Below are 22,652 nucleotides of genomic sequence, written 5' to 3' on the forward strand. Positions count from 1 at the left end.
CCCCGTCCGGTGTTCGGACGGGGCCCTTCGTCATGCCTCCGGGCTGGATAGGGTGGACCCGGTTCCGAACCCGGTTCCGAACCAGGTTCTTCCCGATCTCACTCTCACAGGAGCGGCAGATGAGCGCTGTGACCCCCGCTGGAGGCGACACCGCGGCGGGCCGCTCCTGGCCCGCGTTGCTGAACGGACTGCTGGGCGGACGGAACCTGTCCGCCGACGAGACCGCGTGGGCGATGGACACGATCATGCGCGGAGAGGCGACCGACGCGCAGATCGCCGGGTTCGCGGTGGCGCTGCGGGCCAAGGGCGAGACCGTGGACGAGATCACCGGCCTGGTCCGCGCGATGTACGAACACGCCCATGTGATCCAGGTGCCCGGCGACACGGTCGACATCGTCGGCACCGGCGGCGACGGCGCCAAGACCGTCAACATCTCCACCATGTCGGCGATCGTCGTCGCCGGCACGGGCGCCAAGGTCGTCAAGCACGGCAGCCGCGCGGCCTCCTCCGCCTCCGGCGCCTCCGACGTCCTGGAGAAGCTCGGCGTCAATCTGGAGCTGACCCCGAAGCGGGTGGCCGAGGTCGCCGAGGAGGCGGGCATCACCTTCTGCTTCGCCGTGAAGTTCCACCCCGCCCTGCGCCACGTCGCCGCCGCCCGCGGCCAGCTCGGTATCCGGACGGTCTTCAACTTCCTCGGCCCGCTGACCAACCCGGCCAAGGTCCGCTCCCAGGCCATCGGCGTCGCCGACGCCCGGATGGCGCCGATCATCGCCGGGGTCTTCGCCGAGCGCGGCAACTCCGCGCTGGTCTTCCGCGGCGACGACGGCCTGGACGAGCTGACCACGACGGCCACCTCCCGGGTGTGGGCCGTGCGGGACGGCACGGTGACCGAGGAGGTCTTCGACCCGCGCGACGTCGGCATCGAGATCGTGCCGGTCGAGGCGCTGCGGGGCGCCGACGCCTCCTACAACGCGGACGTGGCCCGCCGGCTGCTGGGCGGCGAGCCGGGCCCCGTACGGGACGCGGTGCTGCTCAACTCGGCGGCGGCCCTGGTGGCCCTGGAGCCCGGCGAGGGGCCGCTGACCGACCGCGTGCGGGACGGCATGGCGCGGGCCGCCGAGTCGATCGACTCGGGCGCGGCCCGGCACGCGCTGGAGCGCTGGGTGGCCGCCAGCAACGCCTGACGGCACCTGTGACGTCCGTCCCGTGATCCGGACACGGGTTGCGGGACGGCGATCACCTCACGTACGTTTTCGAACCAGGTCATGAGTGACAGTCATGAGGCCCCGGCCGGCTGTCCGGCAACCCTCCGTCCGTGGCGGGGTGCCCCGGGTGAAGACCAGGCCGTGGACAGCAAGGTCCACGGCAAGCGCGGACCCCTCGCGTACCAGGGGTCCTGGGTCGTCCGAGGGAGTCTCCCGTGAATCAGCGAATGCGCTAGGGCCGCCGAGCCCCGCCTCCGCACCCCCCTTTCTTTCTCTTTCTTCGCCTTGCGCGTCGTATCCACGGGAGTCCGTCATGTCCGTGCCCACCGCTGTCCGCGCCCCGCTGCCCGTCCTCGGCCGGGACGTCACCGTGCCGCTCGTCACCGGCGGCGAGGTCACCTACGCCGCCCTCGACTACGCCGCCAGCGCCCCCGCGCTCCAGCGGGTCTGGGACGACGTGGCCGCCTACGCGCCGTACTACGGCAGCGTGCACCGGGGCGCCGGGTACCTCTCCCAGTTGTCCACCGACCTGTTCGAGAACGCCCGGCGGACCGTGCACGACTTCCTCGGCTGCCGGGACGACGACCAGGTGGTGTTCACCCGGTCCACCACCGACTCCCTGAACCTGCTGGCCGCCGCGCTGCCCGCCGGCTGCCGGGTCTTCGTCTTCGAGACCGAGCACCACGCCTCGCTGCTGCCCTGGCGCGACGCCGAGGTCACCTTCCTCGACGCCCCCCGCACCCCCGCGCAGGCCGTCGAGACCCTGGAGCGGGCCCTCGCCGACCGGGAGCCGCACGGCCCCGCCCTGGTCTGTGTCACCGGCGCCTCCAACGTCACCGGCGAGCTGTGGCCGGTGCGGGAACTGGCCGCCGCCGCGCACGCGCACGGTGCCCGGATCGTCCTGGACGCCGCCCAGCTCGCCCCCCACCACCCGGTGCGGGTGCGCGACCTGGACGTCGACTGGGTCGCCTTCTCCGGGCACAAGCTGTACGCCCCCTTCGGCTCGGGCGTGCTGGCCGGCCGCGCCGACTGGCTCGCCGCCGCCGAGCCGTACCTCGCGGGCGGCGGCGCCAGCCGCAAGGTCGCCCGGCGCGCGGACGGGGGAGTGGACGTGGAGTGGCACGAGGGCGCCGCCCGGCACGAGGCCGGCTCGCCCAACGTCATCGGCGCCTACGCGATCGCCGCCGCCTGCACGGCGCTCACCGAGGCCGGGTTCGAGGCGCTGGTGGCCCGGGAGGAGTACCTGATCGGCAAGGTGCGGGCAGGGCTCGCCGAGGTGCCGCAGGTGCGGGTGCTGTCGCTGTTCGGGGACGACGCGCCGCGCGTCGGGGTGCTCTCCTTCGTCGTCGACGGCTGGAACAGCTCCCACTTCGCCGCCGCCCTCTCGGCCGAGTACGGCATCGGTGTGCGCGACGGCCTGTTCTGCGCCCACCCGCTGGTGCGCACCCTGCTCGGCGGGGACCCGGGCATCCAGGGCGAGTGCGGAGCCCCCGAGGCGGCGCCCGGCGAGAAGTCCCTCAACGCGGTGCGGGTCAGCTTCGGCGCGGGCACCCCCGACGAGCACGTGGAGCGGTTCGTGACGGCGGTGAAGGAGCTGGTGCGGGACGGCGCCCGCTGGAACTACCGCACCGAGGACGGCCGTTGCGTGCCCGACACCTCCGCCGCCTCCGGTACGTCCACGGCGGCGTGAGCCGGTAGCCGGGCGCCCAGCAGGATCATCCTGAGGGCCCGCTCGGTCGCGTCGGTGAGGAGTTCCGCGCCCCGGGTCAGCGCCTCCGCCAGGGCCATCGGCGCGGGCAGGATGCCGTGGCAGGCGTCCACCCCCGGCACGTCGTACGCGCCCTCGCCGAGCGTGCCCGCCAGCGCCAGCACCGGGCGTCCGTACAGCTTGGCGCGGCGGGCCACCTCCGCCGGGATCTTGCCGCGCGGCGTCTGGCGGTCGAGCGCGCCCTCGGCGGTGAGCACCAGGTCGGCGCGGGCCAGGCGGGCGTCGAGGTCGAGCCGGCCGAGGAGGACGTCGAAGCGGGGCAGCAGCCGCGCGCCGAGCGCCGCCAGGCCCGCGCCCAGGCCGCCGGAGGCACCGGTGCCGGGGCCGGCGCGCAGGTCGAGGCCGGTCGGGCGGAGGTCGCGGGTGAGGACGTAGGCCCAGTTCTCCAGCCCCGCCGAGAGGTGCTCGACCTGGGCCGGGGTCGCGCCCTTCTGCGGGCCGAAGACGCGGGCCACGCCGCGTTCGCCGCACAGCACGTTGAACGGGTTGCAGGCGACGAGGAGTTCGGTGTCCTTCAGGCGGGGGTCGAGGCCGGCGGGGTCGACGCGGGCCAGCCGGGTCAGCTCCCGGCCGCCGGGCGGCAGTTCGAAGCCGTCCGCGTCCAGCAGGCGGGCGCCGAGGGCCTGGAGGGCGCCCGCGCCCCCGTCGGAGGTGCCCGAGTCGCCGCAGCCGACCAGGACCCGGCGCACCCCGGTGTCCAGCGCGGCGCGGATCAGCTCGCCGACGCCGTACGTGGTGGTGGCGCCGGGGTCGCGCAGGGTGCTCGGGACCAGGGAGAGACCGGCGACCGCGGCCATCTCCACCACCGCCGTGTCGCGCGTGCCCAGCAGCGCGAAGTGGGTGCCGATCCGCTCGCCGAGCGGGCCGGTCGCGGCCAGCGCCACCAGCCGTCCGCCGGTCGCGGCGGCCAGCGCGACGGCCGTGCCCTCGCCGCCGTCCACCAGGGGCACCCGGTCGATCTCCGCGCGGGGCAGCACCCGGCGCACCCCGGCCGCGATGGCGTCGGCGGCCGCCTGGGCGGACAGCGACTCCTTGAAACCGCTGGGGGCGACGACGACTCGGTTCAGCATGGCGGGCTCCTTAGCGGGTCATGGGTACGCCGAGCAGCGGCCACACCGCGGCGGCGAAGAACAGGACGAGCGCGGCGCTCAGCGGGGCCAGCACGGCGGACAGCCGCAGCAGGTCGCGCGGGGTGTAGGTGGGGACGCCGGGGACGTCCGCGAAGAGGGCGACCGGTTTCGCGGAGGCCGGCAGGGTGTGGCAGAACCCGGCCGCGGCGGTGGAGGCGAGGGCGGCGGCCACCGGGTTGACGCCCGCCGAGACGGCCGCCGCGATCACCAGCGGGACCAGCACCGAGGAGCGCGCGGAACGGGACTGGAGGAGCAGATGGGCGGCGGTGCTCACCACGACCACGACGGCGAGGAAGACGGCCGGCCCGGTGTTCGAGGGCAGCCCGGACACCAGCCACTTCGCCGCGCCGGAGTCGGCCAGCGCCACGCCCATCGCCATGGTCGCCGCCATGAACAGCAGCAGCGGCCAGGGCACCGTCCGCAGCGCGTCCTTCAGACGTACGGTGCCGAGGGCGGGGGAGGCGGCGACGACCGCGCCGATCAGGGCGACGACGGCGGGCGGCACCCGGTGCAGGGGCTCGCTGCACCACAGGGCCACCACCGTGGCCAGCAGCAGGGCGCAGCGCCGCTCCGCCTGCGTCCACTCCCCGGTGACCGGCGACTGCGTGTGCCGCTGGATCTCCTCGGCGGTGATCCGCACCGGGCCCGCGCGGTCCGCCCGCCGGGTGGTCGTCAGCAGGACGGTCTCGGCGGCCAGGTGGGAGGAGACCACCGCCAGCGGCAGGCCCAGCAGCAGCCACTCGGTGAAGCCGATCCGGTCCCCGGTCGTCTCCCACAGCACCGACACGGTGATCAGATGCGCGCCCGCGCCGATCAGGGTCGCCACCGCCGACAGAAGGATCACGGTCGGGAACAGCAGCGCCAGCATCACGACCAGTCGTTTCCGGTCGGCCAGGGTCTTGGCGAGGGCGAGGAACACCGGGAGCGCCAGCGCCGCCCGGCCCGAGGTCGCCGGCACCGCGAACGCCGTGACGACCAGCGCGGCCGTGGTCAGGTGGACCAACTGCCGTACCGTGCGCGCCCCGCCGACCAGGAACACCGCCGCCCGTCCCGCCAGGCCCGTCCGGGTCACCGCCGCCGCCAGGACGAAAGCGCAGATCAGCAGCCACACGGTCGGGTCGCCGAGGGTGCCGAACAGGGTGTCGCTGCTGATCACCCCGGTGGCGGTCAGGGCGAGTCCGGCGCCCAGGGCTATGTACGTGTCGTCGACCGGGGTGCCGATCCAGGCGCAGGCGGCCAGCGCGAACACGGCGAGGGTGAGGCGGGCGTCGCCGCCCAGGGCGGGGAAGACGCCGGGTATCGCCAGCGGGACGCACAGGGACAGCGCCACGCACAGCGTCGCGGTCAGCCGGAGGTTCGGGGTCACGTCATCGAGGGTTCACCCGGGTGGTGAGCCGTCGATGAGCCGCACATGAAGGAAACTTCACCGGCCGTCACCAGGAGGGCAGCCGGTACCCCATCCCGCGCACCGTCTCCACCACCTGCGCCCCGAGTTTCTTGCGCAGCGCCCGTACGTAGACGTCCACGATGTTGGAGCCGGGGTCGAAGTCGTAGCCCCACACGTGGGAGAGGATCTGCTCCCGGGACAGTACCTGCCCCGGATGCCGCAGGAACAGCTCCAGCAGGACGAACTCACGGGCCGTCAGGTCGACCGTCCGCTCCCCGGCGCGGGCCCGGCGGGTGCGCAGGTCCAGGGTGAGCGTGCCGGACCTGAGCACCGTCACCTCCGGGGCGCGGGCCGCCGTACGCAGCCGCAGCCGGACCCGGGCGAGGAGTTCCTCGAAGCGGAACGGCTTGGTCATCCAGTCGTCGGCGCCGCCCTCCAGGCCGGCCACCGTGTCCCGTACCGAGTCCCGCGCGGTCAGCACGATCACCGGGGTGGTCACCCGGGCCTCGCGCAGGGCGCGCAGGACGGTGAAGCCGTCCTGGCCGGGCAGCCCGATGTCCAGCACGACCAGGTCGAAGCCGCCGGTGAGGGCGTACTCGTAGCCGGCCTCGCCGTCGGCCGCCACCGTGGTGGTGAAGCCGTTGGCGCGCAGGCCCTTCTGGACGAAGGAGGCGATGCGTTCCTCGTCCTCGACAATGAGGATGCGGTTCAAGGGTGTGCCTCTTCCAGAGTGTCCGGGGCTGCCGGAGTGCCCGGATGTCCCGGAGTTCCCGGGTTTCCCAGGGTGAGGATGAAGGTGGCGCCGCCGCCGTCGGTGTCGTGCAGCCGGACCCGGCCGCCGTGGCCCTCCGCGATCGCCTTGACGATCGACAGACCGAGCCCGGCGCCCGAGCCGCGCGCGCCGCGCCGGGCGGTGCCGCGCCGGAACCGTTCGAAGATGACGCCGGCGTCCTGCGGCTGGACGCCGGTGCCGGAGTCCGCGACGTACAGCTCCACGTGTCCCCGCCGGACGCGGGAACCTATGCCGACCCGCTGGCCGGGCACGGTGTGCTGGACCGCGTTCTGCGCGAGCTGCACCATGGCCTGGGTGATCCGCTGGGCGTCCAGCAGGGCTTCCCCGTCGGTGACTTCGGCGAGCACCCAGTCGCGGTCCCCGAGGGCGCGGGCCTTGACGTAGACGTCGGCGGTGAGTTCGGCGAGCTGGACCGGCTCGGGGCTGACGAAGTCGGGGCGTTCGGCCTTGGCGAGCAGCAGCAGGTCCTCGACGATCCGGCTCATCCGGTCGAGTTCGTCGGTGACCAGGCGGACGGTCTCCTCGCGCTCGGCCGGGTCGTCGCCCATCAGCTCCAGGTGGCCGCGGACGATGGTGATCGGGGTGCGCAGCTCGTGCCCGGCGTCGTCGACGAACTCCCGCTGCGCGGCGAAGGCCCGCTCCAGCCGGTCCAGCATCGCGTTGAACGTCTCGGCCAGCGCCGCCACGTCGTCGTTGCCGTGCACCGGGATACGGCGGGTCAGGTCCTGCTCGGTGAGCTGCGCGGCGGTGGCGCGCACCAGGCGTACGGGTTTGAGGATGCGGCCGGCGACGACCCAGGCGATGCCGGTGGTCATCAGCAGGGCCACCCCGGAGATGGCGAGCAGGACGCGGAACACCTGGTCGGCTCGGGCCTGCTCCCGGCCGGGGTGGAAGGCGACCACGAACGCGGCGGCCGTCTCGCCGCCGTACCGGGCGACGTTGACCTTGGCCCAGCGGATCTCGCCCTCGGGGCGGTGCAGGGTGCCGGTGGGGCGGGGGGAGCCGAAGATGTGGCGGCGGGCCTCGGCGTCCTTGTGCAGGGGCAGGGCGACCGGGATGTCACGCTGCTGGATGAGCTGCGCGGGGGCGGTGCCCGGGGTGCCGACCAGGCCGATGAGTTCCTCGTCGAGGTCGGCGTACTGGCGTTGCAGGAAGACCCGCAGCAGCCGGTCCGGTTCGGTGAACCGGCGGCCGGTGGCCGGGTCGAAGCCCTGCTCCTCGAAGTTGGCGAACTCCCCGGCCTCCTGCGCCAGCAGGTTGTTGATCCGCTGGTCGGTGTCGCGCAGCAGGATCGACCGGGTGGTCGCGGCCACCGAGGCGAGCGCCACCGCCATCACCAGCAGCAGCCAGAGCAGGATGCGGACCCGGGCGGAGATCCGCCGGCGTTCCCGGTCAGCCGTCGTCACCGGCGCCGTCGTCGTCCCCGTGTCCGTCGTCGGAGGTCCGGCCGGGCTCGTCGTCATCGTCGTCGTCCGGGGGGCTGTCGGTCACCGGGGGCCGGGACACGACCTCGTCCGGGGACACGGAGGCGGATGCGGAGGCGGAGGCGGAGGAGCCGGACGGGGACACCGAGGCGGGCGTGCGGGTGGGGGCCGGGGCCGGGGAGCCGCTCTCCAGCTCCACCTTCGCCGGCACCTCGGGCTCCCCGGGACTGTCGGTGAGCGCGAAGCTGGTCGCGGCGATGCCCAGGGGGATCAGTACGACGGCCGCGAGCGCGGCCATCCGGCGGGAGAAGACCATGCGTCCGATCCTGCGCCCGGCACCCGGCGGCCCGGATGAGCCGTGGATGAAGAACCCTTCATCCACGCGCGGGACTAGGTCAGCTCTCCAGCCCGATGGAGAACGCCGCCTCCAGGTCGTGCTGCGAGTACGTGCGGAACGCCACATGGGTGTCCGTGCCCTCCACGCCCGGGATCTTGCTGATCCGCCCGGGGATGACCTCCGCCAGCTCCTCGTGCTCGCGCACCCGCACCATGGCGATCAGGTCGTAGGTGCCGGTGACGGAGAAGACCTCGCTGACGCTCTCCAGCGCGGCGATCCGTTCCGCGATCTCGGGGATCCGGTCCACGCTGGTCTTGATGAGGACGATCGCGGTGATCACGGCAGGTTCTCTCCCTCGGGGGCGGGCGCTGGGGCGGCCCTCACTCTAGCCCGCCGCCCGGAACCCACCCAGGCGCAGAGGAAGCCGAGGCCGAAGCCGATCAGGTGCGCCAGGTACGCCACCCCCGGCCCGTCCCCGGCCCGCCACGCCGACAGCCACTGCAGGACCGCCCAGAAGGGCAGCACCACCCAGGCCGGGAAACGCAGCGGCATGAACAACAGGAACGGCAGGAGACTGGTCACCCGCGCCCGGGGGAACAGGTACAGGAACGCGCCGAGGACCGCCGAGATCGCCCCGGAGGCACCGACCAGGGGCTGCCGTGAGTCGTCGTTGGCGATCGCGTACCCCAGCAGGGCCAGGTATCCGCAGCCGAGGTGGAACAGCAGAAACCGGACGTGGCCCATCCGTTCCTCGGTCATCGCCCCGAAGACATAGAGGAAGAGCATGTTGCCGAACAGGTGCACCCAGTCGCCGTGCACGAACAGCGCCGTGACCGGAGTCAGCAGCGCCCGCGCCGCCCCGTCGAACAGCTCCGCGGGGATCACGCCCCAGCGCCGGAAGTAGACGCGCTGCGCGGCGAGCAGTTCCTCGGCGGAGCCGTCGTACCGCGGGTCCAGGCCCGCCGCGGGGCTGACCAGGAACAGCAGACAGCACAGGACGATCAGGCCGTGCGTCACGGGTGCCGCGCCCCGGGCCGGACGGCGCCTGCCGGCCGTCCGCACCGCGCGCAGCGCCCGGCCGGCCGCCGAGCTCCAGTTGCGGGTCATGGGTACAGAGCATGACGCAACCGGACACAAGCGCATGGAACGCCTCGCCGCCGTGGACAGGCGGGCGGCCGGTACCCGCCAGGCCGTAGGGTTACGAGCCACACGCACCGGGGAGGCCGGTGCGCCGGGCGACACTGGAAGAGAGCGAACAGCCACGATGACGGTTCCCCAGCCGACCGGCACGACGCGGTGGCGCTGCACCCTCTGCGGCAACCTCACCCGTTTCGACGTGACCCGTGCGTCGAAGGCCGTGGAGTACGTCCACCTCGATCTGGCCGGCGAGCCGACGGTCGAGGAGCGCGAGGTGCTCAGTGAGACCATCGAGTCGGTGCGGTGCCGCTGGTGCAACGCCGTGGACCAGGTGGAACTCGTGGACAGGCCGGGTGCCGGCTCCTGACGGAGCGGGCACCCCGCACAGGCATTGGGGTGACGGATGGCGGAGACACAGGGCGGGGAGCCGGGCGACGGCGCCGCTGAGGTGCTCGACCGTCCGCTGCCCGACGGCGTGCGCCGCAGGGTCGTACAGCTGGCCGCGGACGGCTTCGGCGGGCTGACCCTCGCGGAACTGCCCGCCCAGCTGCGGCAGTACGCGCGGTTCACGCCGAACCGGCGGGCCAAGTTCGCGGGCAACGCGATGGCCGCCGCGCTGGAGACCGACACGCTCTTCCGCCAGCGTATCGGCGAGAAGCTCAGAGAGTCCCAGCCGGAACTGGCCGACGCCCTCGACTCCGGTTCCCCGCCCCCGGCCGCGGACCCGCTCGACGTGGCGGCCGCGGCCTACGTACTGCGCCCGGCCGGCTGGGTGAAGCTCGTGGCCGCCGCCGGCGAGGAGGCCCAGCGGGCCGACGCCGAGCGCGCCGACGAGGAGACCCGCGCCGAGCTGGAGCGGCTGCGCGCGGAACTGGAGCGCGCCCGGGAGCACGGCAAGGGCGAGACCGAGCGGCTGCGCACGGAGCTGGACGCCGCCAGGAAGGAGGCGGAGTCGCTCCACCGCAAGCTGCGCGGCGCGCTCAGCGACGTCAAGCGCGGCGAGGCGGCGGTGCGCAAGATGCGCGGCGAGCTGGACGCCGTACGCACCGAGGCGCAGACCCAGGTGTCCGCCGCCGAGAGCGAGACGCGGCGGCTCAAGGCCCGTCTCGGCGAGGCGGAAGCGGCCCTGGAGGCCACCCGCAAGGCCGCCCGGGAGGGGCGCAGCGTCGAGGACATGCGGGTACGGCTGCTCCTGGACACCCTGCTGGACGCCACCCAGGGGCTGCGCCGCGAACTGGCGCTGCCGCCGGTCTCCGTTCGCCCCGCCGAGACCGTGGACGCCGTGGAGCCCGGCCGGATGACCCCGAAGGACATCGCGGCCCGCGCGCTGTCCGAGCACGACCCGGCCGTTCTCGACCAGTTGCTCGCGCTGCCCCAGGCCCATCTGGTCGTCGACGGCTACAACGTCACCAAGACCGGCTATCCGCAGATGCCCCTGGAGAAGCAGCGGCTGCGGCTGCTCGGCCAGCTCTCGCAGCTCGCCGCGCAGACCGGCGCCGAGGTGACCTGCGTCTTCGACGGGGCCGAACTGGCCGCCCCGGTGCTGCTGGCGCCGCCGCGCGGGGTCCGGGTGCTGTTCTCGAAGCCCGGCGTCACCGCCGACGAGCTGATCCGGCAGCTGGTGCGGGCCGAGCCGCCGGGCCGGCCGGTCATCGTCGCTTCCACCGACCGCGAGGTCGCCGACGGGGTGGCCCGCGCGGGAGCCCGCCCGGTGGCCTCGGCGATGCTGCTGAAGCGGCTTTCCTGACCCGTTGCTCGACGTAGTGTCAATCATGCGTCACTGCTGGTGATATTGAGGTAAAAGATGCTGTCGGTGACCGGGTTTTTCCTGAGAAGGATTTGAACTGATCACGAGTAGGTCACTAGGGTCTGGCCTCGAACCCTAGAACGGGTGATCACTCACACGAAGGAGTTCGCCTCCCGTGGCGTCCCACCGTCGACCCAAGCAGCCCAGCCGCGCGCGCGTCACCGTGCTCACCACCGCGGCCGCCGCCGCCGTTGTGCTCAGCTCGCAGGCAGCCAACGCCGCTCCCAGCGAGAAGCAGAGCAAGGACGAGGTCAAGTCCAAGGTCGACAAGCTCTACGACGAGGCGGAGCAGGCCACCGAGAAGCTCAACGGGGCCACGGAGAAGGAGGACAAGCTCCAGAAGGAGATCTCCACCATCCAGGACAACGTCGCCCGCGGCCAGAAGGAGCTCAACGAGCTGCGCGACGGCCTCGGTTCGATGGCCAGCGCCCAGTACCGCTCGGGCGGCATCGACCCCTCCGTGCAGCTGTTCCTCTCCGCGGACCCGGACGACTACCTCGACAAGGCGTCCACCCTCGACCAGTTGAGCGCCCAGCAGGTCGACGCGCTCAAGGAGATCCAGGACAAGCAGCGCGACCTCGCCCAGCAGCGCGCGGAGGCCTCCGAGAAGCTCAAGGACCTCTCCGCCACCCGCGCCGAGCTGAGCAAGAACAAGAAGCAGGTCCAGAGCAAGCTCTCCGCCGCGCAGAAGCTGCTCAACAGCCTCACCGCCGCCGAGAAGGCCGACCTGGACGCGGAGGAGCAGCGCTCCACCCGCAGCAGCGAGCGCGAGGTCCTCTCCAGCTCCACGGCCTCCGCCTCCGGCCGTGCCGGCGCCGCCTTCTCCGCCGCCCAGAGCAAGATCGGCAGCCCGTACGTCTACGGCGCCACCGGCCCGTCCTCGTACGACTGCTCGGGCCTGACCTCCTGGGCCTACGCCCAGGCCGGCGTCTCCATACCGCGCACCTCCGAGGCCCAGTCGCAGATCGGCACGCGCATCACCAGCCAGAGCGACCTCCAGGTCGGCGACCTGGTCTTCTTCTTCAACGACCTGCACCACGTCGGCCTCTACGCCGGCAACGGCCAGGTGCTGCACGCCCCGCGCACCGGCACCGTCGTCCGGTACGAGTCGATGGGCACCATCGGCGGCCCCTTCATGTGGGGCGTCCGCGTCTGACCCCGCGTCCGGTCCCCGGTCTTGCTCCGAGGGCCGCCCGGGTCAACCCGACATGCCGCCCGAACGAGCGAATCGCAGAACCCTTCTGTGACCCCGCGCCCCGCTGCTGACCTGCGTCAGCGGCGGGGCGCTCGGCTGTGCGGACGCCGAGGCCGTTGGCCGTGGCCGCGCGGCGGGGCTACTGTCTGCCGCGTTTCCCGTCCGCCAGCGGAAGGAGTGCGGCTTCCCGTGGGGTCCCATCGCCGCCTTGCACCAACCGGGTCCGACCGGGGCGCCACCGCCGTGGCCGGCCTCCTGTCCGCCGCCGCAGCCGTCCTCGGCGCCGCCGTACCGGCCACCGCCGCACCGCACGACGACACCCGTGCCGAGGTGGACCGCCTGCACACGGAGGCGGAGCAGGCGACCGAGGCCTACAACGAGGCCGCCGAGCGCACCGACACCCTGCGGGAGCGGGTGAGCGCCGTCCAGGACCGGATCGCCCGCCAGCAGGGGCGCATCAACACCATGCGGGACGCGCTCGGTTCGCTGGCCGGCGCCCAGTACCGCTCCGGCGGCCTGGACCCGTCCGTCGCCCTGCTGCTCTCCGCCGACCCGGACGACTACCTCGACAAGGCCGCGGCCCTCGACCGGATCGGCGCCCACCAGGCGGGCGAGCTGCGCCGGCTCCAGGACGCCATGCGCCACCTCGCCCAGGACCGCGCCGAGGCCGGCCGGACCCTGGAGCGGCTGAACACGAGCCTGCGCACGGTCGCCGCGCACAAGAAGACCGTGGAACGCAAGCTCGCCGAGGCCCGGCGGCTGCTCAACTCCCTGACCGAGAGCGAACGCGAGACCGACCGGGCCTCCCGCTCCGGCCGCGCCGGCCTGCTCGACCCGTCCGGCACCGCCGCCGCCTCGGGCCGCGCGGCGTCCGCCCTCGCCGCGGCCCGGTCCGCCCTCGGCAAGCCCTACGTCTGGGGCGCCAACGGCCCCTCCGGCTTCGACTGCTCGGGCCTGACCCAGTGGTCGTACGCCCAGGCCGGGGTCGCCCTGCCGCGCACCTCCCAGGCCCAGGCCGGGGCCGGGCAGCGGGTCCCGCTGGACCAGGCGCGCCCCGGCGACCTGGTCGCCTACCGCGACGACGCCAGCCACATCGGGATGTACGCGGGGGGCGGCCAGGTGATCCACGCGCCCTACCCCGGCGCCCCCGTGCGCTACGACCCCGTCGGCATGATGCCCGTCTCCTCGGTCACCCGGCCCTGACCGTACCGGCCCGCCTCCCCGTACCCTCGGGCAGATGGCTGGTCGCAGGCGGGTGTCGGGGTCCTCGGTGGTGCTGCTGTGTCTGCTGCTGGGCTCCCTGGCGGCCTGCGGCGGCCGGTCCGCCGCCGATACCGTCCGCGCCGAGGTGCAGAGCGTGCTCGACCGGCGGGCGGGGGCCCTCCTCGACCGGGACCGGGCCGCCTACGCGGCGACCGGCACCCGGGCCGGGTTCGACCGGGTCGGCGCGGTCCCGCTGGCCGACTGGTCCTACCGGGTCGGCGAGGTGACCCGCGCCGGCGCCACCGTCACCGCCGCCGTCGAACTGCGCTACCGCCTCGCCGGGTACGACGCCGGAGCGGCCGGCGCCGGCCGCACCGTCCGGCTGGAACGCGCGGACGGCGGCTGGCGGGTCACCTCGGACCGGCCCGCGGAGAAGTCCGGCCGGCAGCCCTGGGACCAGGGCACGGTCCACGTCGTACGCGGCGCGCACAGCCTCGTCCTGGGGGTCGGGCAGTCCGACCGGGCGCTGCGCGGCTACGCGGCGCTCGCCGACCGCGCGGTGCCGGCCGTGTCGGCGGCCTGGGACGGCGACTGGGCGCGGCGGGTCGTCGTCATCGTGCCCCGCTCCCTGGAGGACATGGCGGGACTGCTCGGCTCGCCCGCCTCCTCCTACCGGGGCATCGCCGCGGTCACCACCGGCGAGACCGGCGGCCGGGCCGACGCCCCCGCCGACCGGATCGTCGTCAACCCGGACGCGTACGGCCTGCTCGGTTCGCTCGGCAAGCAGGTCGTGCTCACCCACGAGACCACCCACGTCGCCACCCGCGCCCACACCACCGCCGCCACCCCCCTGTGGCTGTCCGAGGGGTACGCCGACTGGGCCGGCTACCGCGGCACCGGCCGCGCCCCCGCCGAGGCCGCGCCGGAACTGGCCCGCGCGGTCGCCGACGGCCGGGTGCCCGACGCCCTCCCGGGCGACGACGACTTCGGCTTCACCGACGACGCGACCGAACTGGCCCGGGCGTACGAGAGCGGCTGGACGGCCTGCCGCCTGATCGCCGAGGAGTGGGGCGAGGCCCGGCTCGACGCGTTCTACCGCGCCGTGGGCGCGCACCCGGAACGCGACGGGGCGGTGGAGGACGCGATGCGCCGGGTGCTCGGGACGACGCCGGAGGAGTTCACGCTGCGGTGGGGGGAGTATCTGCGGGAGGAGTTCGGGTGAGGCGAGGGCGTGTCCGTGAGCGGGGGTCCGGCTGAGGCGAGGGGGGTGTCCGTGAGCGGGGGTCCGGCTGAGGCGAGGGGAGTTGTCCGTGGGTGGGGTCGGGCCGCGGCCGTACGGCGGACGGGCGGGTCAGGAGGAGACCGGCGTCCCGCTCGCCCGCGCGGGCGGTTGCTCGGGCAGCGGCGCCGGCTCCGGACGCGGCACCGTCCCGCGCCACAGCACCCGCGCCGCGGCGACCACGGCCGCCACCAGCAGGCCGTTGCGGACGAACATCAGGGTGACGCCCAGCGTGTCACTGGCGACCACGTGCGCGAACCACAGCGGGAACTCCAGCACCGTCACCCCGCTCGCCGCCAGCACCAGCGCGGCCGGCAGCCCCATCCGGGAGGCCCGGAAGCACAGGCACACCGCCCCGAGCCCGATCAGCCACACCATGTACTGCGGGCTGATCACCCGGCTGGTCACCGTGAACATCAGCACCGCCGTGAACGCCGCGTCCGCCGCCGTGTGCGCCTCGAACCGCGTGGCCCGCAGCCGCCACAGCAGCAGCCAGCCGAACGCCATCCCGGTCAGCGTCAGCGCCGCCGTGCTCACCCAGTCCACGTACGGGCCGAGGAACTCCACCGAGCCGTAGTTGAGCAGCACCTGTCCGTCCCAGCCGAAGTTCCGGGCGACGTGGAAGACCAGCGCGCCCAGCGACTCCACCTCGGTGCCCCGGTCGCGCTGGAACGTCAGGAAGGCGAACGCCCCCGGCATGGCCAGCGCGAACGCCCCCGCCAGCACCACGCCGGTGAGCACCGCGGCGGCCCAGCAGACGCGCCGCCGGACGCCGAGCAGCAGCAGCGCCGGCCACACCTTCAGCAGCGCGCCCAACGCCACCAGCGCCCCCGCCGCCCGGGGGTGCCGGGCGGCGGCGGCCAGCGCGGCCACGGCGACCGCGGTGACCATCAGGTCGTAGCGGGCGTACACCGTCGGTCCGAGCAGCGGCACGCCGGCCACCCACACCCAGGCCCCGCGCGGGGTCCCGCCCGGCCGCAGCCCCATCCGCAGCAGCACCCCCAGCACCACCAGGTCCGCCACGCAGACCAGGACGAAGAAGGCCGTCGCGTAGTCGAAGAAGGGCAGCAGCCCGGGAGAGAGGATCGCCGTGGCCGCCGCGGGCGGGTACTGCCAGGTGACGTCGTTCAGCGGAAACGTTCCGCTGCGCAGCACCTCGTACCAGCCCTGGTAGATCACCGACACATCGCTGGTGACGTCCGGGCCGGGGAAGACCCACACCTTCAGCACCCACAGCAGCAGCACCAGCCGGGTCGCGCACCAGGCCACCGGAAGCCATGCCAGGGACCGCCCGGCGCTCGTCGTCTCCACGTGTTCCCTGCCCGCCCGTCCGGTGCCGTCCGACGATTTCATGATGTCCCGAACTTCTGTGTGTCTGCCACACGCACAGCCGGAGGCTGCTGTGAACGGGGGCTTCGATAAGGTCTCGGGCGATGCACAAGACCTTGATCGTGACGAACGACTTCCCGCCCCGCCCCGGCGGCATCCAGGCCTTCCTGCACAACATGGCCCTGCGCCTGGACCCCGACCGCCTCGTCGTCTACGCCTCCACCTGGAAGCGCACCCGCGAGGGCGTCGCGGCCACCGCCGCCTTCGACGCCGAGCAGCCCTTCACCGTCGTACGGGACCGTACGACGATGCTGCTGCCGACGCCGGGGGCGACCCGGAGGGCGGTCGGGCTGCTGCGGGAGCACGGGTGTACCTCCGTGTGGTTCGGAGCGGCGGCACCGCTCGGGCTGATGGCGCCGGCGCTGCGCGGGGCGGGCGCCGAGCGGATCGTCGCCACCACCCACGGGCACGAGGCCGGCTGGGCCCAGCTGCCCGCGGCCCGGCAGCTGCTGCGCCGGATCGGGGAGGCGACGGACACGATCACGTACCTGGGGGAGTACACGCGCTCCCGGATCGCGGACGCGCTGACCCCGGCCGCCGCCGCCCGGATGGTCCAGCTGCCGCCGGGCGTCGACGAGAAGACCTTCCACCCCGGCTCCGGCGGCGACGAGGTCCGCGCCCGGCTCGGGCTGGCCGGCCGGCCGGTCGTCGTCTGCGTCTCCCGCCTGGTACCGCGCAAGGGCCAGGACACCCTGATCCGGGCGATGCCCCGCGTGCTGGCCGCCGAGCCCGACGCGGTGCTGCTGATCGTGGGCGGCGGACCGTACGAGAGGGACCTGCGCCGCCTCGCCGCCGAGACCGGCGTCGCCGCCTCGGTCCGCTTCACCGGCTCCGTCCCCTGGTCCGAGCTGCCCGCCCACTACGGCGCCGGCGACGTCTTCGCGATGCCCTGCCGGACGCGGCGCGGCGGCCTGGACGTCGAGGGTCTCGGCATCGTCTACCTGGAGGCGTCGGCGACGGGGCTGCCGGTCGTCGCCGGGGACTCGGGCGGCGCTCCGGACGCCGTGCTCGACGGCGAGACCGGCTGGGTCGTCCGGGGCGGCTCCGCCGAACAGACCGCCGACCGCGTCACCACCCTCCTCGCCGACCCGGAACTGCGCCGCAGGATGGGCGAGCGGGGCCGGCAGTGGGTCGAGGAGCGGTGGCGCTGGGACCTGCTGGCCGAACGCTTGAGGACGCTGCTGTAGCCGACCAGGGGCGCGGGGCCGTGACATGTGCGGCTCCGCCGCGTGGGAGCGAGCGACCACCAGTGATACGCACCCGCCGACGGCGATCAAGTGGCACCTACTTCGCGTAGATCGCCTCGATCTCCCCCGCGTAATCCCGCGCGACCACACCCCGCTTCAGCTTCAGCGACGGAGTCAGGTGCCCCGACTCCTCCGTGAACTGCGCCGGCAGCACCCGGAACTTGCGCACGGACTCCGCCTTGGACACCGCCGCGTTCCCGTCGTCCACCGCCGACTGGATCTCCGCCAGCAGATCGGGATCGTCCCGCAGGGACTCCGCCGTCGCCCCGGCCGGCTTGCCGTGGTCCGCGCACCAGCGGGCCAGGAACTCCTCGTCCAGCGTGACCAGCGCGCCCACGAACGGCCGGCCGTCCCCGACGACCATGCACTCCGCCACCAGCGCGTGCGCGCGGATGCGGTCCTCGATCACCGCCGGGGCGACGTTCTTGCCGCCCGCGGTCACCAGGATCTCCTTCTTGCGGCCGGTGATCCGCAGATACCCGTCCTCGTCGAGGGTGCCGATGTCGCCCGTGTGGAACCAGCCGTCGGCCAGCGCCTCGGCGGTCGCCTCCGGGTTGTTCCAGTACTCCTTGAACAGGTGCTCCCCGTGCAGCAGCACCTCCCCGTCGTCCGCGATCCGGATCACCGAGCCCGGCAGCGGCTGCCCGACCGTGCCGATCTTCTGCCGGTCCCAGGGGTTGAACGCGGTGGCCGCGCAGGACTCGGTCAGGCCGTAGCCCTCCAGGACGGTGAAGCCGATGCCGCGGAAGAAGTGGCCGAGCCGCTCGCCGAGCGGGGCGCCGCCGGAGATGGCGTACTCACCGCGCCCGCCGAGGACGGCGCGCAGCTTGCCGTAGACCAGCTTGTCGAAGATCTTGTGCTTGAGTCTCAGGCCGAAGGACGGCCCCGACGCGTTGTCCAGCGCCCGGCTGTAGGCGATCGCCGTGTCCGCGGCCTTGTCGAAGATCCTGCCCTTGCCGTCGGCCTGCGCCTTGGCCCGCGCGGAGTTGTACACCTTCTCGAAGACGCGCGGCACGCCGAGGATCAGCGTGGGCCGGAACGACGCCAGTTCGTCGGTGAGGTTCTTGATGTCCGGCAGGCAGCCCAGCCTGATCGGCGCGAGCATCGGGGCGACCTGCACCAGGCGTCCGAAGACGTGCGCCAGCGGAAGGAAGAGGAGCACGCTGCACTCGCCGGTGCGGAACAGCGGACGCAGCCGCTCCACGACGTTGCCGCACTCCGCGAAGAAGGAGCGGTGGGTGAGGACGCAGCCCTTGGGGCGGCCGGTGGTGCCGGAGGTGTAGACGATGGTCGCCGGGTCGTCGGCCTTGGCGGCCGAGCCGCGCTCCTCGACCGTCTCGTCCGTGACGCCCTGGCCGAGCCGGCCCAGCTCCTCCACGGCCCCGGCCTCGATCTGCCAGACGTGCTTGAGAGCGGGCAGTCCCTCGCGCACCGACTCCACGGCGCCGGCGTGCGCGGCGGACTCCACGACGCACGCGGTGGCGCCGGAGTCGCCGAGTATCCACCGCACCTGCTCCGGCGAGCTGGTCTCGTACACCGGCACGGTGACCGCGCCCGCGCTCCAGATCGCGAAGTCGAGCAGTGTCCACTCGTACCGGGTCCGCGACATCAGGGCGACCCGGTCGCCCGGCTCGACGCCCGCGGCGATGAGCCCCTTCGCGGCGGCGCGCACCTCGGTGAGGAAGTCCCGCGCGGTCACGTCCTGCCAGGCGCCGCCCGCCTTACGGGAGATGACGGCGACATCGGGGTGCTGCGCGGCGTTTCTGCGGACGATGTCGGTCAGATTGCCGTCCGCGGGGACCTCGTACAAAGCGGGAAGGCTGAACTCGCGCAAGACTGCTGCTCCTCATAGGGCGCCGGCGCTACGACGTTGTGTGATGCGACGGTGCGGTCCATGGCTGGGGCGGGTGCTCGGGGGACAAGGGACACGGACGCGGGGTTTCTGAGCACGACTGGACTGCCTGGACGTTACCCGCCGGTATGGCGTCTTTGACAGGGGGGCCCGGCGAGATGTTCGCTGCGTCACACAGCTGCTGTTCTCTGGGCGCACAGTAGTCGACACGCCGACCGACCAGCCAGTAACCGCAGGTCCGGCCGCCACTGTTCACAGGGGAGCTGCTGCTCCTACTCTTGATCACCATGACTTCCACACCGGCCCGGAACGCCCCGGACACGAAGACGCGCGTCCATGTGGTCAGCGACGTGCACGGCAACGCCCGCGACCTCGCCCGGGCCGGTGAGGGGGCGGACGCACTGGTCTGCCTCGGCGACCTGATCCTCTTCCTCGACTACGCCGACCACTCGCGCGGCATCTTCCCGGACCTGTTCGGCGTGGAGAACGCGGACCGCATCGTCGAGCTGCGCACCGCCCGCCGGTTCGCGGAGGCGAAGGAGTTCGGCGCCCGGCTGTGGGCGGGCGTCGAGGAGGACCGCGCCGCCGTGATGGAGAAAGCGGTGCGCAAGCAGTACGCCGAGCTGTTCGCCGCGTTCCCCACCCCGACGTACGCCACCTACGGCAATGTCGACATGCCGACGCTGTGGCCGGAGTACGCCCGCCCCGGCACCACCGTGCTGGACGGCGAGCGCGTCGAGATCGGCGGCCGGGTCTTCGGCTTCGTCGGCGGCGGCCTGCGCACGCCGATGCGCACCCCCTTCGAGATCAGCGACGAGGAGTACGCCGCCAAGATCGAGGCGGTCGGCGAGGTCGACGTGCTGTGCACGCACATCCCGCCGGAGGTCCCGGAACTGGTCTACGACACGGTGGCGCGGCGCTTCGAGCGGGGCAGCCGGGCGCTGCTCGACGCGATCCGCCGCACCCGGCCCCGGTACGCCCTCTTCGGCCACGTCCACCAGCCGCTGGTGGGGCGGACGCGGATCGGGGCGACCGAGTGCGTGAACGTCGGGCACTTCGCGTCGACCGGCCGGCCGTGGGTGCTGGAGTGGTAGCCGTGCGGGCGGACAGGGGTGACGGCCGCCCTCGTGGTGCGCGGTAGCCTTCACGCTGCACGCACATCCGTACGCGCGTACGCGATGTCTCAACCGGCCCGCATCTGGAGGACCCACCGCGATGGCGGAACACACCAGCTCGAGCATCACGATCGAGGCGGCACCGGCCGACGTCATGGCGGTGATCGCCGACTTCGCCCGCTATCCGGACTGGACCGGCGAGGTGAAGGAGGCCGAGGTGCTCGCCACCGACGGACAGGGCCGCGCCGAGCAGGTCCGGCTCGTCATGGACGCCGGGGCGATCAAGGACGACCAGACCCTCGCCTACACCTGGGCCGGTGACGACGAGGTCTCCTGGACGCTGGTGAAGTCCCAGATGCTGCGCTCCCTCGACGGCTCCTACCTGCTGCGGCCCGCGGGCACGGGCACCGAGGTCACCTACCGGCTCACCGTCGACGTCAAGATCCCCATGCTCGGCATGATCAAGCGCAAGGCCGAGAAGGTCATCACCGACCGCGCGCTGGCCGGACTGAAGAAGAGGGTGGAGTCGGGCGCCGCCTAGGGAAATGGGTGTGCCGGGCAGGCGCGGGTACCGTTCACCCTCATGCGCACCCTCCTGATCATGGGCCCGGGCGGCAGCGGCCGGACGACCGTGGCCGCCGCCACCGCGCTCACCGCAGCCCGGTCCGGAACCCGCACCCTGCTGCTGGGCGCCGACCCCGAGGACACCCTCGGCGCCGCGCTCGGGGTGCCCACCGGCTCCACGCCGGCCGCCGTCGAGGCCCATCTCACCGCCTGGCGGCCCGACCCGGCCCGGGGCTTCCGGGACGGTCTCGCCGCCCTCCAGGACCGCGCCTCCGCCGCCCTCGACCTGCTCGGCGCCGCCCGCCTCGACCCCGAGGAGCTGACCCCGCTGCCCGGCGCCGGGGAACTGGCGCTGCTGCGCGCCCTGCGCCACGCCGCCCTCGCCGAGGAGCACGACCTGCTCGTCGTCGACCTGCCGCCCGCCCCGCGCGCCCTCGCCCTGCTCGCCCTGCCCGAGGAACTCCGCCGCTACCTGCGCCGCCTGCTGCCGCCCGAACGGCGGGCCGCCCGCGCCCTGCGCCCCGTCCTCGGCCGCCTGGCCGGCGTCCCCATGCCCACCGAGGCGCTCTACGAGCACGCCGCCCGCTGGGACCTGGAACTCGCCGCCGCCGAAGCCGTCCTCACCGACCGCGACACCGTCGTCCGGCTGGTCGCCGAACCCGGCCCGGCCGGCACCGACGCGGTGCGCACCGCCGCCCTCGGCCTGGCCCTGCGCGGCCTGCCCGTGGAACTGCTGGCCGCCAACCGGGCCCTGCCCGAGGACGCCCCCGCCGACAGTTGGCTCGCCGGACCCCTCGCCCAGCAGCGCAAGGCCCTGGAGGAGTGGCAGGGCGCCCACGACGTCCGCGTCCTGCCGCACCTCGGACACGATCCGCGCGGCACCGACGACCTCGCCGCCCTCGCCGCGCCCGGCGTCAACCCGGACACCGCCCCCGTCGAGTGGCCCGTCACCGACCGGCTCGCCGACGACGGCGTACTGGTCTGGCACCTCCCGCTGCCCGGCGCCGCCCGCGACGAACTGGACCTCGTCCGGCGCGGCGACGAACTCGTCGTCACCGCCGGCCCCTTCCGCCGTATCGTTCCGCTGCCGTCCGCGCTGCGCCGCTGCACCGTGGAGGGGGCCGCCCTGCGGGAGGGCCGGCTGACCGTACGGTTCGCGCCCGACCCGCGGCTGTGGCCCCGGAGCCGGTGAAGCCGTGGCGGCCGTTCGGGTAACGTCGTAGAGACGAACCGTAGTCAGGAGTCCGTCATGAGCGAAGAGCTCCCGCAGCCCGGCGCCGCGGGCGACGAGGCCGCCGGGCAGGAGCGGGCGGCGGCCGGTGAGCGGCGGGCGGCCGACGCCGACGCCTGGGCGACGGCGGCCGCCGAGGACCTGGAGGCGGAGAAGGCCCGCCGCCGCGCCGCGTACGGGCCGCCCCCCGGCTCGGCCGCCGAGGAACTGCGCCGCCTCGTGGACACCGTGGCCGACAAGCTCTCCGGCCTCCAGGCACCGCTGCTCGGCCCGGTCGCCGGGACCGCCGCCCAGCAGGTGGTCCGGCAGGTCGTGCAGCAGGCCAAGGCCGCCGTCGAACCGGTCATCGAGCGCAACCCGGACGTCTTCGACCACCTCGCGGCGGCCGGCGGCGAACTGCTCGCCGCCTACCGCTCCGCCGTCCAGCGCCAGGAACAGCGCTGGACCAGCCAGGAGCCCGGCCCCCGGGACGGGGACCCGCGTGACGACGAGGGCGGCCCGGACGCCGGTCCCGGCCAGCGCATCGACCTGGACTGACGGGCCCCGGCGGCGGCGCCTCGGGTACGGTTGGCCATAGCGGGGCTCGACC

21 protein-coding genes and 1 riboswitch are annotated in these 22,652 nt (G+C 73.9%); of the genes, 12 read left to right on the plus strand and 9 right to left on the minus strand.

Going from position 1 to position 22,652, the window contains the following annotated elements; all coding sequences use genetic code 11:
* Nucleotides 1-119: 119 nt before the first annotated feature.
* Both trpD and ACZ3IG_RS04210 read left to right on the plus strand, forming a co-directional pair.
* Entirely contained in the window at nucleotides 120-1,184 is a 1,065-nt protein-coding gene (trpD, locus tag ACZ3IG_RS04205; RefSeq protein ID WP_467428793.1) for an anthranilate phosphoribosyltransferase, read from the plus strand.
* A 77-nt stretch (nucleotides 1,185-1,261) separates the two neighbouring features.
* A riboswitch (SAM riboswitch) is annotated at nucleotides 1,262-1,378 on the plus strand.
* A 140-nt stretch (nucleotides 1,379-1,518) separates the two neighbouring features.
* Nucleotides 1,519-2,895, plus strand: coding sequence for an aminotransferase class V-fold PLP-dependent enzyme (locus ACZ3IG_RS04210; protein WP_467428795.1), 1,377 nt, complete (start codon nucleotides 1,519-1,521; stop codon nucleotides 2,893-2,895).
* Here ACZ3IG_RS04210 and ACZ3IG_RS04215 read toward each other — a convergent pair.
* The 7 genes from ACZ3IG_RS04215 to ACZ3IG_RS04245 form a co-directional block, all read right to left on the minus strand.
* Nucleotides 2,826-4,043 carry a glycerate kinase gene (locus ACZ3IG_RS04215; RefSeq protein ID WP_467428796.1) on the minus strand — a complete coding sequence of 406 codons (1,218 nt, stop codon included), beginning with the start codon at nucleotides 4,041-4,043 and terminating at the stop codon, nucleotides 2,826-2,828. The genes ACZ3IG_RS04210 and ACZ3IG_RS04215 overlap by 70 nt on opposite strands.
* Nucleotides 4,044-4,053: 10 nt before the next feature.
* The gene (locus ACZ3IG_RS04220; RefSeq protein WP_467428799.1) at nucleotides 4,054-5,469 is read right to left on the minus strand and encodes an SLC13 family permease; all 1,416 of its coding nucleotides are present in this window, start codon (nucleotides 5,467-5,469) and stop codon (nucleotides 4,054-4,056) included.
* A 67-nt stretch (nucleotides 5,470-5,536) separates the two neighbouring features.
* A complete protein-coding gene (locus ACZ3IG_RS04225) occupies nucleotides 5,537-6,202 on the minus strand; it encodes a response regulator transcription factor (RefSeq protein WP_467428800.1) in 666 nt (221 codons plus the stop codon).
* Complete coding sequence (locus ACZ3IG_RS04230) at nucleotides 6,199-7,689, minus strand: sensor histidine kinase (protein ID WP_467428801.1); 1,491 nt, start codon at nucleotides 7,687-7,689, stop codon at nucleotides 6,199-6,201. Before ACZ3IG_RS04230 ends, ACZ3IG_RS04225 begins: the two co-directional genes overlap by 4 nt.
* Nucleotides 7,676-8,023, minus strand: coding sequence for a small secreted hydrophilic protein (locus ACZ3IG_RS04235; protein WP_467428803.1), 348 nt, complete (start codon nucleotides 8,021-8,023; stop codon nucleotides 7,676-7,678). Before ACZ3IG_RS04235 ends, ACZ3IG_RS04230 begins: the two co-directional genes overlap by 14 nt.
* A gap of 79 nt (nucleotides 8,024-8,102) precedes the next feature.
* The gene (locus ACZ3IG_RS04240) at nucleotides 8,103-8,384 is read right to left on the minus strand and encodes an Lrp/AsnC family transcriptional regulator (RefSeq protein ID WP_215165855.1); all 282 of its coding nucleotides are present in this window, start codon (nucleotides 8,382-8,384) and stop codon (nucleotides 8,103-8,105) included.
* Nucleotides 8,381-9,151: a rhomboid family intramembrane serine protease gene (locus tag ACZ3IG_RS04245; RefSeq protein WP_467428805.1), complete on the minus strand. Its 771-nt coding sequence runs from the start codon at nucleotides 9,149-9,151 to the stop codon at nucleotides 8,381-8,383. Before ACZ3IG_RS04245 ends, ACZ3IG_RS04240 begins: the two co-directional genes overlap by 4 nt.
* Nucleotides 9,152-9,308: 157 nt before the next feature.
* Here ACZ3IG_RS04245 and ACZ3IG_RS04250 point away from each other — a divergent pair, with 157 nt between their 5' ends.
* From ACZ3IG_RS04250 to ACZ3IG_RS04270, 5 genes are all read left to right on the plus strand, one after another.
* Complete coding sequence (locus ACZ3IG_RS04250) at nucleotides 9,309-9,548, plus strand: hypothetical protein (protein WP_467428807.1); 240 nt, start codon at nucleotides 9,309-9,311, stop codon at nucleotides 9,546-9,548.
* Nucleotides 9,549-9,584: 36 nt separating this feature from the next.
* Complete coding sequence (locus ACZ3IG_RS04255; RefSeq protein WP_467428808.1) at nucleotides 9,585-10,928, plus strand: NYN domain-containing protein; 1,344 nt, start codon at nucleotides 9,585-9,587, stop codon at nucleotides 10,926-10,928.
* A 175-nt stretch (nucleotides 10,929-11,103) separates the two neighbouring features.
* Complete coding sequence (locus tag ACZ3IG_RS04260) at nucleotides 11,104-12,144, plus strand: C40 family peptidase (protein WP_467428811.1); 1,041 nt, start codon at nucleotides 11,104-11,106, stop codon at nucleotides 12,142-12,144.
* Between the two features lie 228 nt (nucleotides 12,145-12,372).
* Nucleotides 12,373-13,386: a C40 family peptidase gene (locus tag ACZ3IG_RS04265; RefSeq protein ID WP_467428813.1), complete on the plus strand. Its 1,014-nt coding sequence runs from the start codon at nucleotides 12,373-12,375 to the stop codon at nucleotides 13,384-13,386.
* A gap of 34 nt (nucleotides 13,387-13,420) precedes the next feature.
* Nucleotides 13,421-14,608: a hypothetical protein gene (locus tag ACZ3IG_RS04270; RefSeq protein WP_467428815.1), complete on the plus strand. Its 1,188-nt coding sequence runs from the start codon at nucleotides 13,421-13,423 to the stop codon at nucleotides 14,606-14,608.
* A gap of 129 nt (nucleotides 14,609-14,737) precedes the next feature.
* Here the strand turns inward: ACZ3IG_RS04270 and ACZ3IG_RS04275 are convergent, their stop codons facing one another.
* A complete protein-coding gene (locus tag ACZ3IG_RS04275) occupies nucleotides 14,738-15,976 on the minus strand; it encodes a glycosyltransferase 87 family protein (RefSeq protein WP_467429191.1) in 1,239 nt (412 codons plus the stop codon).
* A gap of 122 nt (nucleotides 15,977-16,098) precedes the next feature.
* On the opposite strand from ACZ3IG_RS04275, the gene ACZ3IG_RS04280 reads away from it, so the two are divergent.
* Nucleotides 16,099-17,241, plus strand: a complete 1,143-nt coding sequence (locus ACZ3IG_RS04280) for a glycosyltransferase family 4 protein (RefSeq protein WP_467428816.1) — start codon at nucleotides 16,099-16,101, stop codon at nucleotides 17,239-17,241.
* Nucleotides 17,242-17,338: 97 nt separating this feature from the next.
* On the opposite strand, the gene ACZ3IG_RS04285 is transcribed toward ACZ3IG_RS04280, so the two are convergent.
* Nucleotides 17,339-19,135 (minus strand): AMP-dependent synthetase/ligase, encoded by a 1,797-nt coding sequence (locus tag ACZ3IG_RS04285; RefSeq protein ID WP_467428818.1) that lies wholly within the window; start codon nucleotides 19,133-19,135, stop codon nucleotides 17,339-17,341.
* Nucleotides 19,136-19,440: 305 nt separating this feature from the next.
* Between ACZ3IG_RS04285 and ACZ3IG_RS04290 the strand changes: the two genes are divergently transcribed.
* The 4 genes from ACZ3IG_RS04290 to ACZ3IG_RS04305 all read left to right on the plus strand — a co-directional run bounded on the left by ACZ3IG_RS04290 (nucleotide 19,441) and on the right by ACZ3IG_RS04305 (nucleotide 22,600).
* Nucleotides 19,441-20,247 (plus strand): metallophosphoesterase family protein, encoded by an 807-nt coding sequence (locus ACZ3IG_RS04290; RefSeq protein ID WP_467428821.1) that lies wholly within the window; start codon nucleotides 19,441-19,443, stop codon nucleotides 20,245-20,247.
* 121 nt (nucleotides 20,248-20,368) lie between these two features.
* The gene (locus tag ACZ3IG_RS04295; RefSeq protein ID WP_215165867.1) at nucleotides 20,369-20,809 is read left to right on the plus strand and encodes an SRPBCC family protein; all 441 of its coding nucleotides are present in this window, start codon (nucleotides 20,369-20,371) and stop codon (nucleotides 20,807-20,809) included.
* A 42-nt stretch (nucleotides 20,810-20,851) separates the two neighbouring features.
* Entirely contained in the window at nucleotides 20,852-22,024 is a 1,173-nt protein-coding gene (locus ACZ3IG_RS04300) for an ArsA family ATPase (RefSeq protein WP_467428822.1), read from the plus strand.
* Between the two features lie 57 nt (nucleotides 22,025-22,081).
* A complete protein-coding gene (locus tag ACZ3IG_RS04305) occupies nucleotides 22,082-22,600 on the plus strand; it encodes a DUF5304 family protein (RefSeq protein ID WP_467428823.1) in 519 nt (172 codons plus the stop codon).
* Nucleotides 22,601-22,652 lie beyond the last annotated feature (52 nt).

It is taken from the genome of Streptomyces sp. NPDC016677 (assembly GCF_055562815.1).

Bases quoted from the DNA above. Each gene is read 5' to 3' on its own strand.
- ACZ3IG_RS04290 (WP_467428821.1), top strand. From the start codon at position 19,441: ATGACTTCCACACCGGCCCGGAACGCCCCGGACACGAAGACGCGCGTC.
- ACZ3IG_RS04250 (WP_467428807.1), top strand. From the start codon at position 9,309: ATGACGGTTCCCCAGCCGACCGGCACGACGCGGTGGCGCTGCACCCTC.
- ACZ3IG_RS04215 (WP_467428796.1), bottom strand. From the start codon at position 4,043: ATGCTGAACCGAGTCGTCGTCGCCCCCAGCGGTTTCAAGGAGTCGCTG.
- ACZ3IG_RS04270 (WP_467428815.1), top strand. From the start codon at position 13,421: ATGGCTGGTCGCAGGCGGGTGTCGGGGTCCTCGGTGGTGCTGCTGTGT.
- ACZ3IG_RS04255 (WP_467428808.1), top strand. From the start codon at position 9,585: ATGGCGGAGACACAGGGCGGGGAGCCGGGCGACGGCGCCGCTGAGGTG.
- ACZ3IG_RS04300 (WP_467428822.1), top strand. From the start codon at position 20,852: ATGCGCACCCTCCTGATCATGGGCCCGGGCGGCAGCGGCCGGACGACC.
- ACZ3IG_RS04280 (WP_467428816.1), top strand. From the start codon at position 16,099: ATGCACAAGACCTTGATCGTGACGAACGACTTCCCGCCCCGCCCCGGC.
- ACZ3IG_RS04210 (WP_467428795.1), top strand. From the start codon at position 1,519: ATGTCCGTGCCCACCGCTGTCCGCGCCCCGCTGCCCGTCCTCGGCCGG.
- ACZ3IG_RS04295 (WP_215165867.1), top strand. From the start codon at position 20,369: ATGGCGGAACACACCAGCTCGAGCATCACGATCGAGGCGGCACCGGCC.
- trpD (WP_467428793.1), top strand. From the start codon at position 120: ATGAGCGCTGTGACCCCCGCTGGAGGCGACACCGCGGCGGGCCGCTCC.
- ACZ3IG_RS04245 (WP_467428805.1), bottom strand. From the start codon at position 9,151: ATGACCCGCAACTGGAGCTCGGCGGCCGGCCGGGCGCTGCGCGCGGTG.
- ACZ3IG_RS04305 (WP_467428823.1), top strand. From the start codon at position 22,082: ATGAGCGAAGAGCTCCCGCAGCCCGGCGCCGCGGGCGACGAGGCCGCC.
- ACZ3IG_RS04235 (WP_467428803.1), bottom strand. From the start codon at position 8,023: ATGGTCTTCTCCCGCCGGATGGCCGCGCTCGCGGCCGTCGTACTGATC.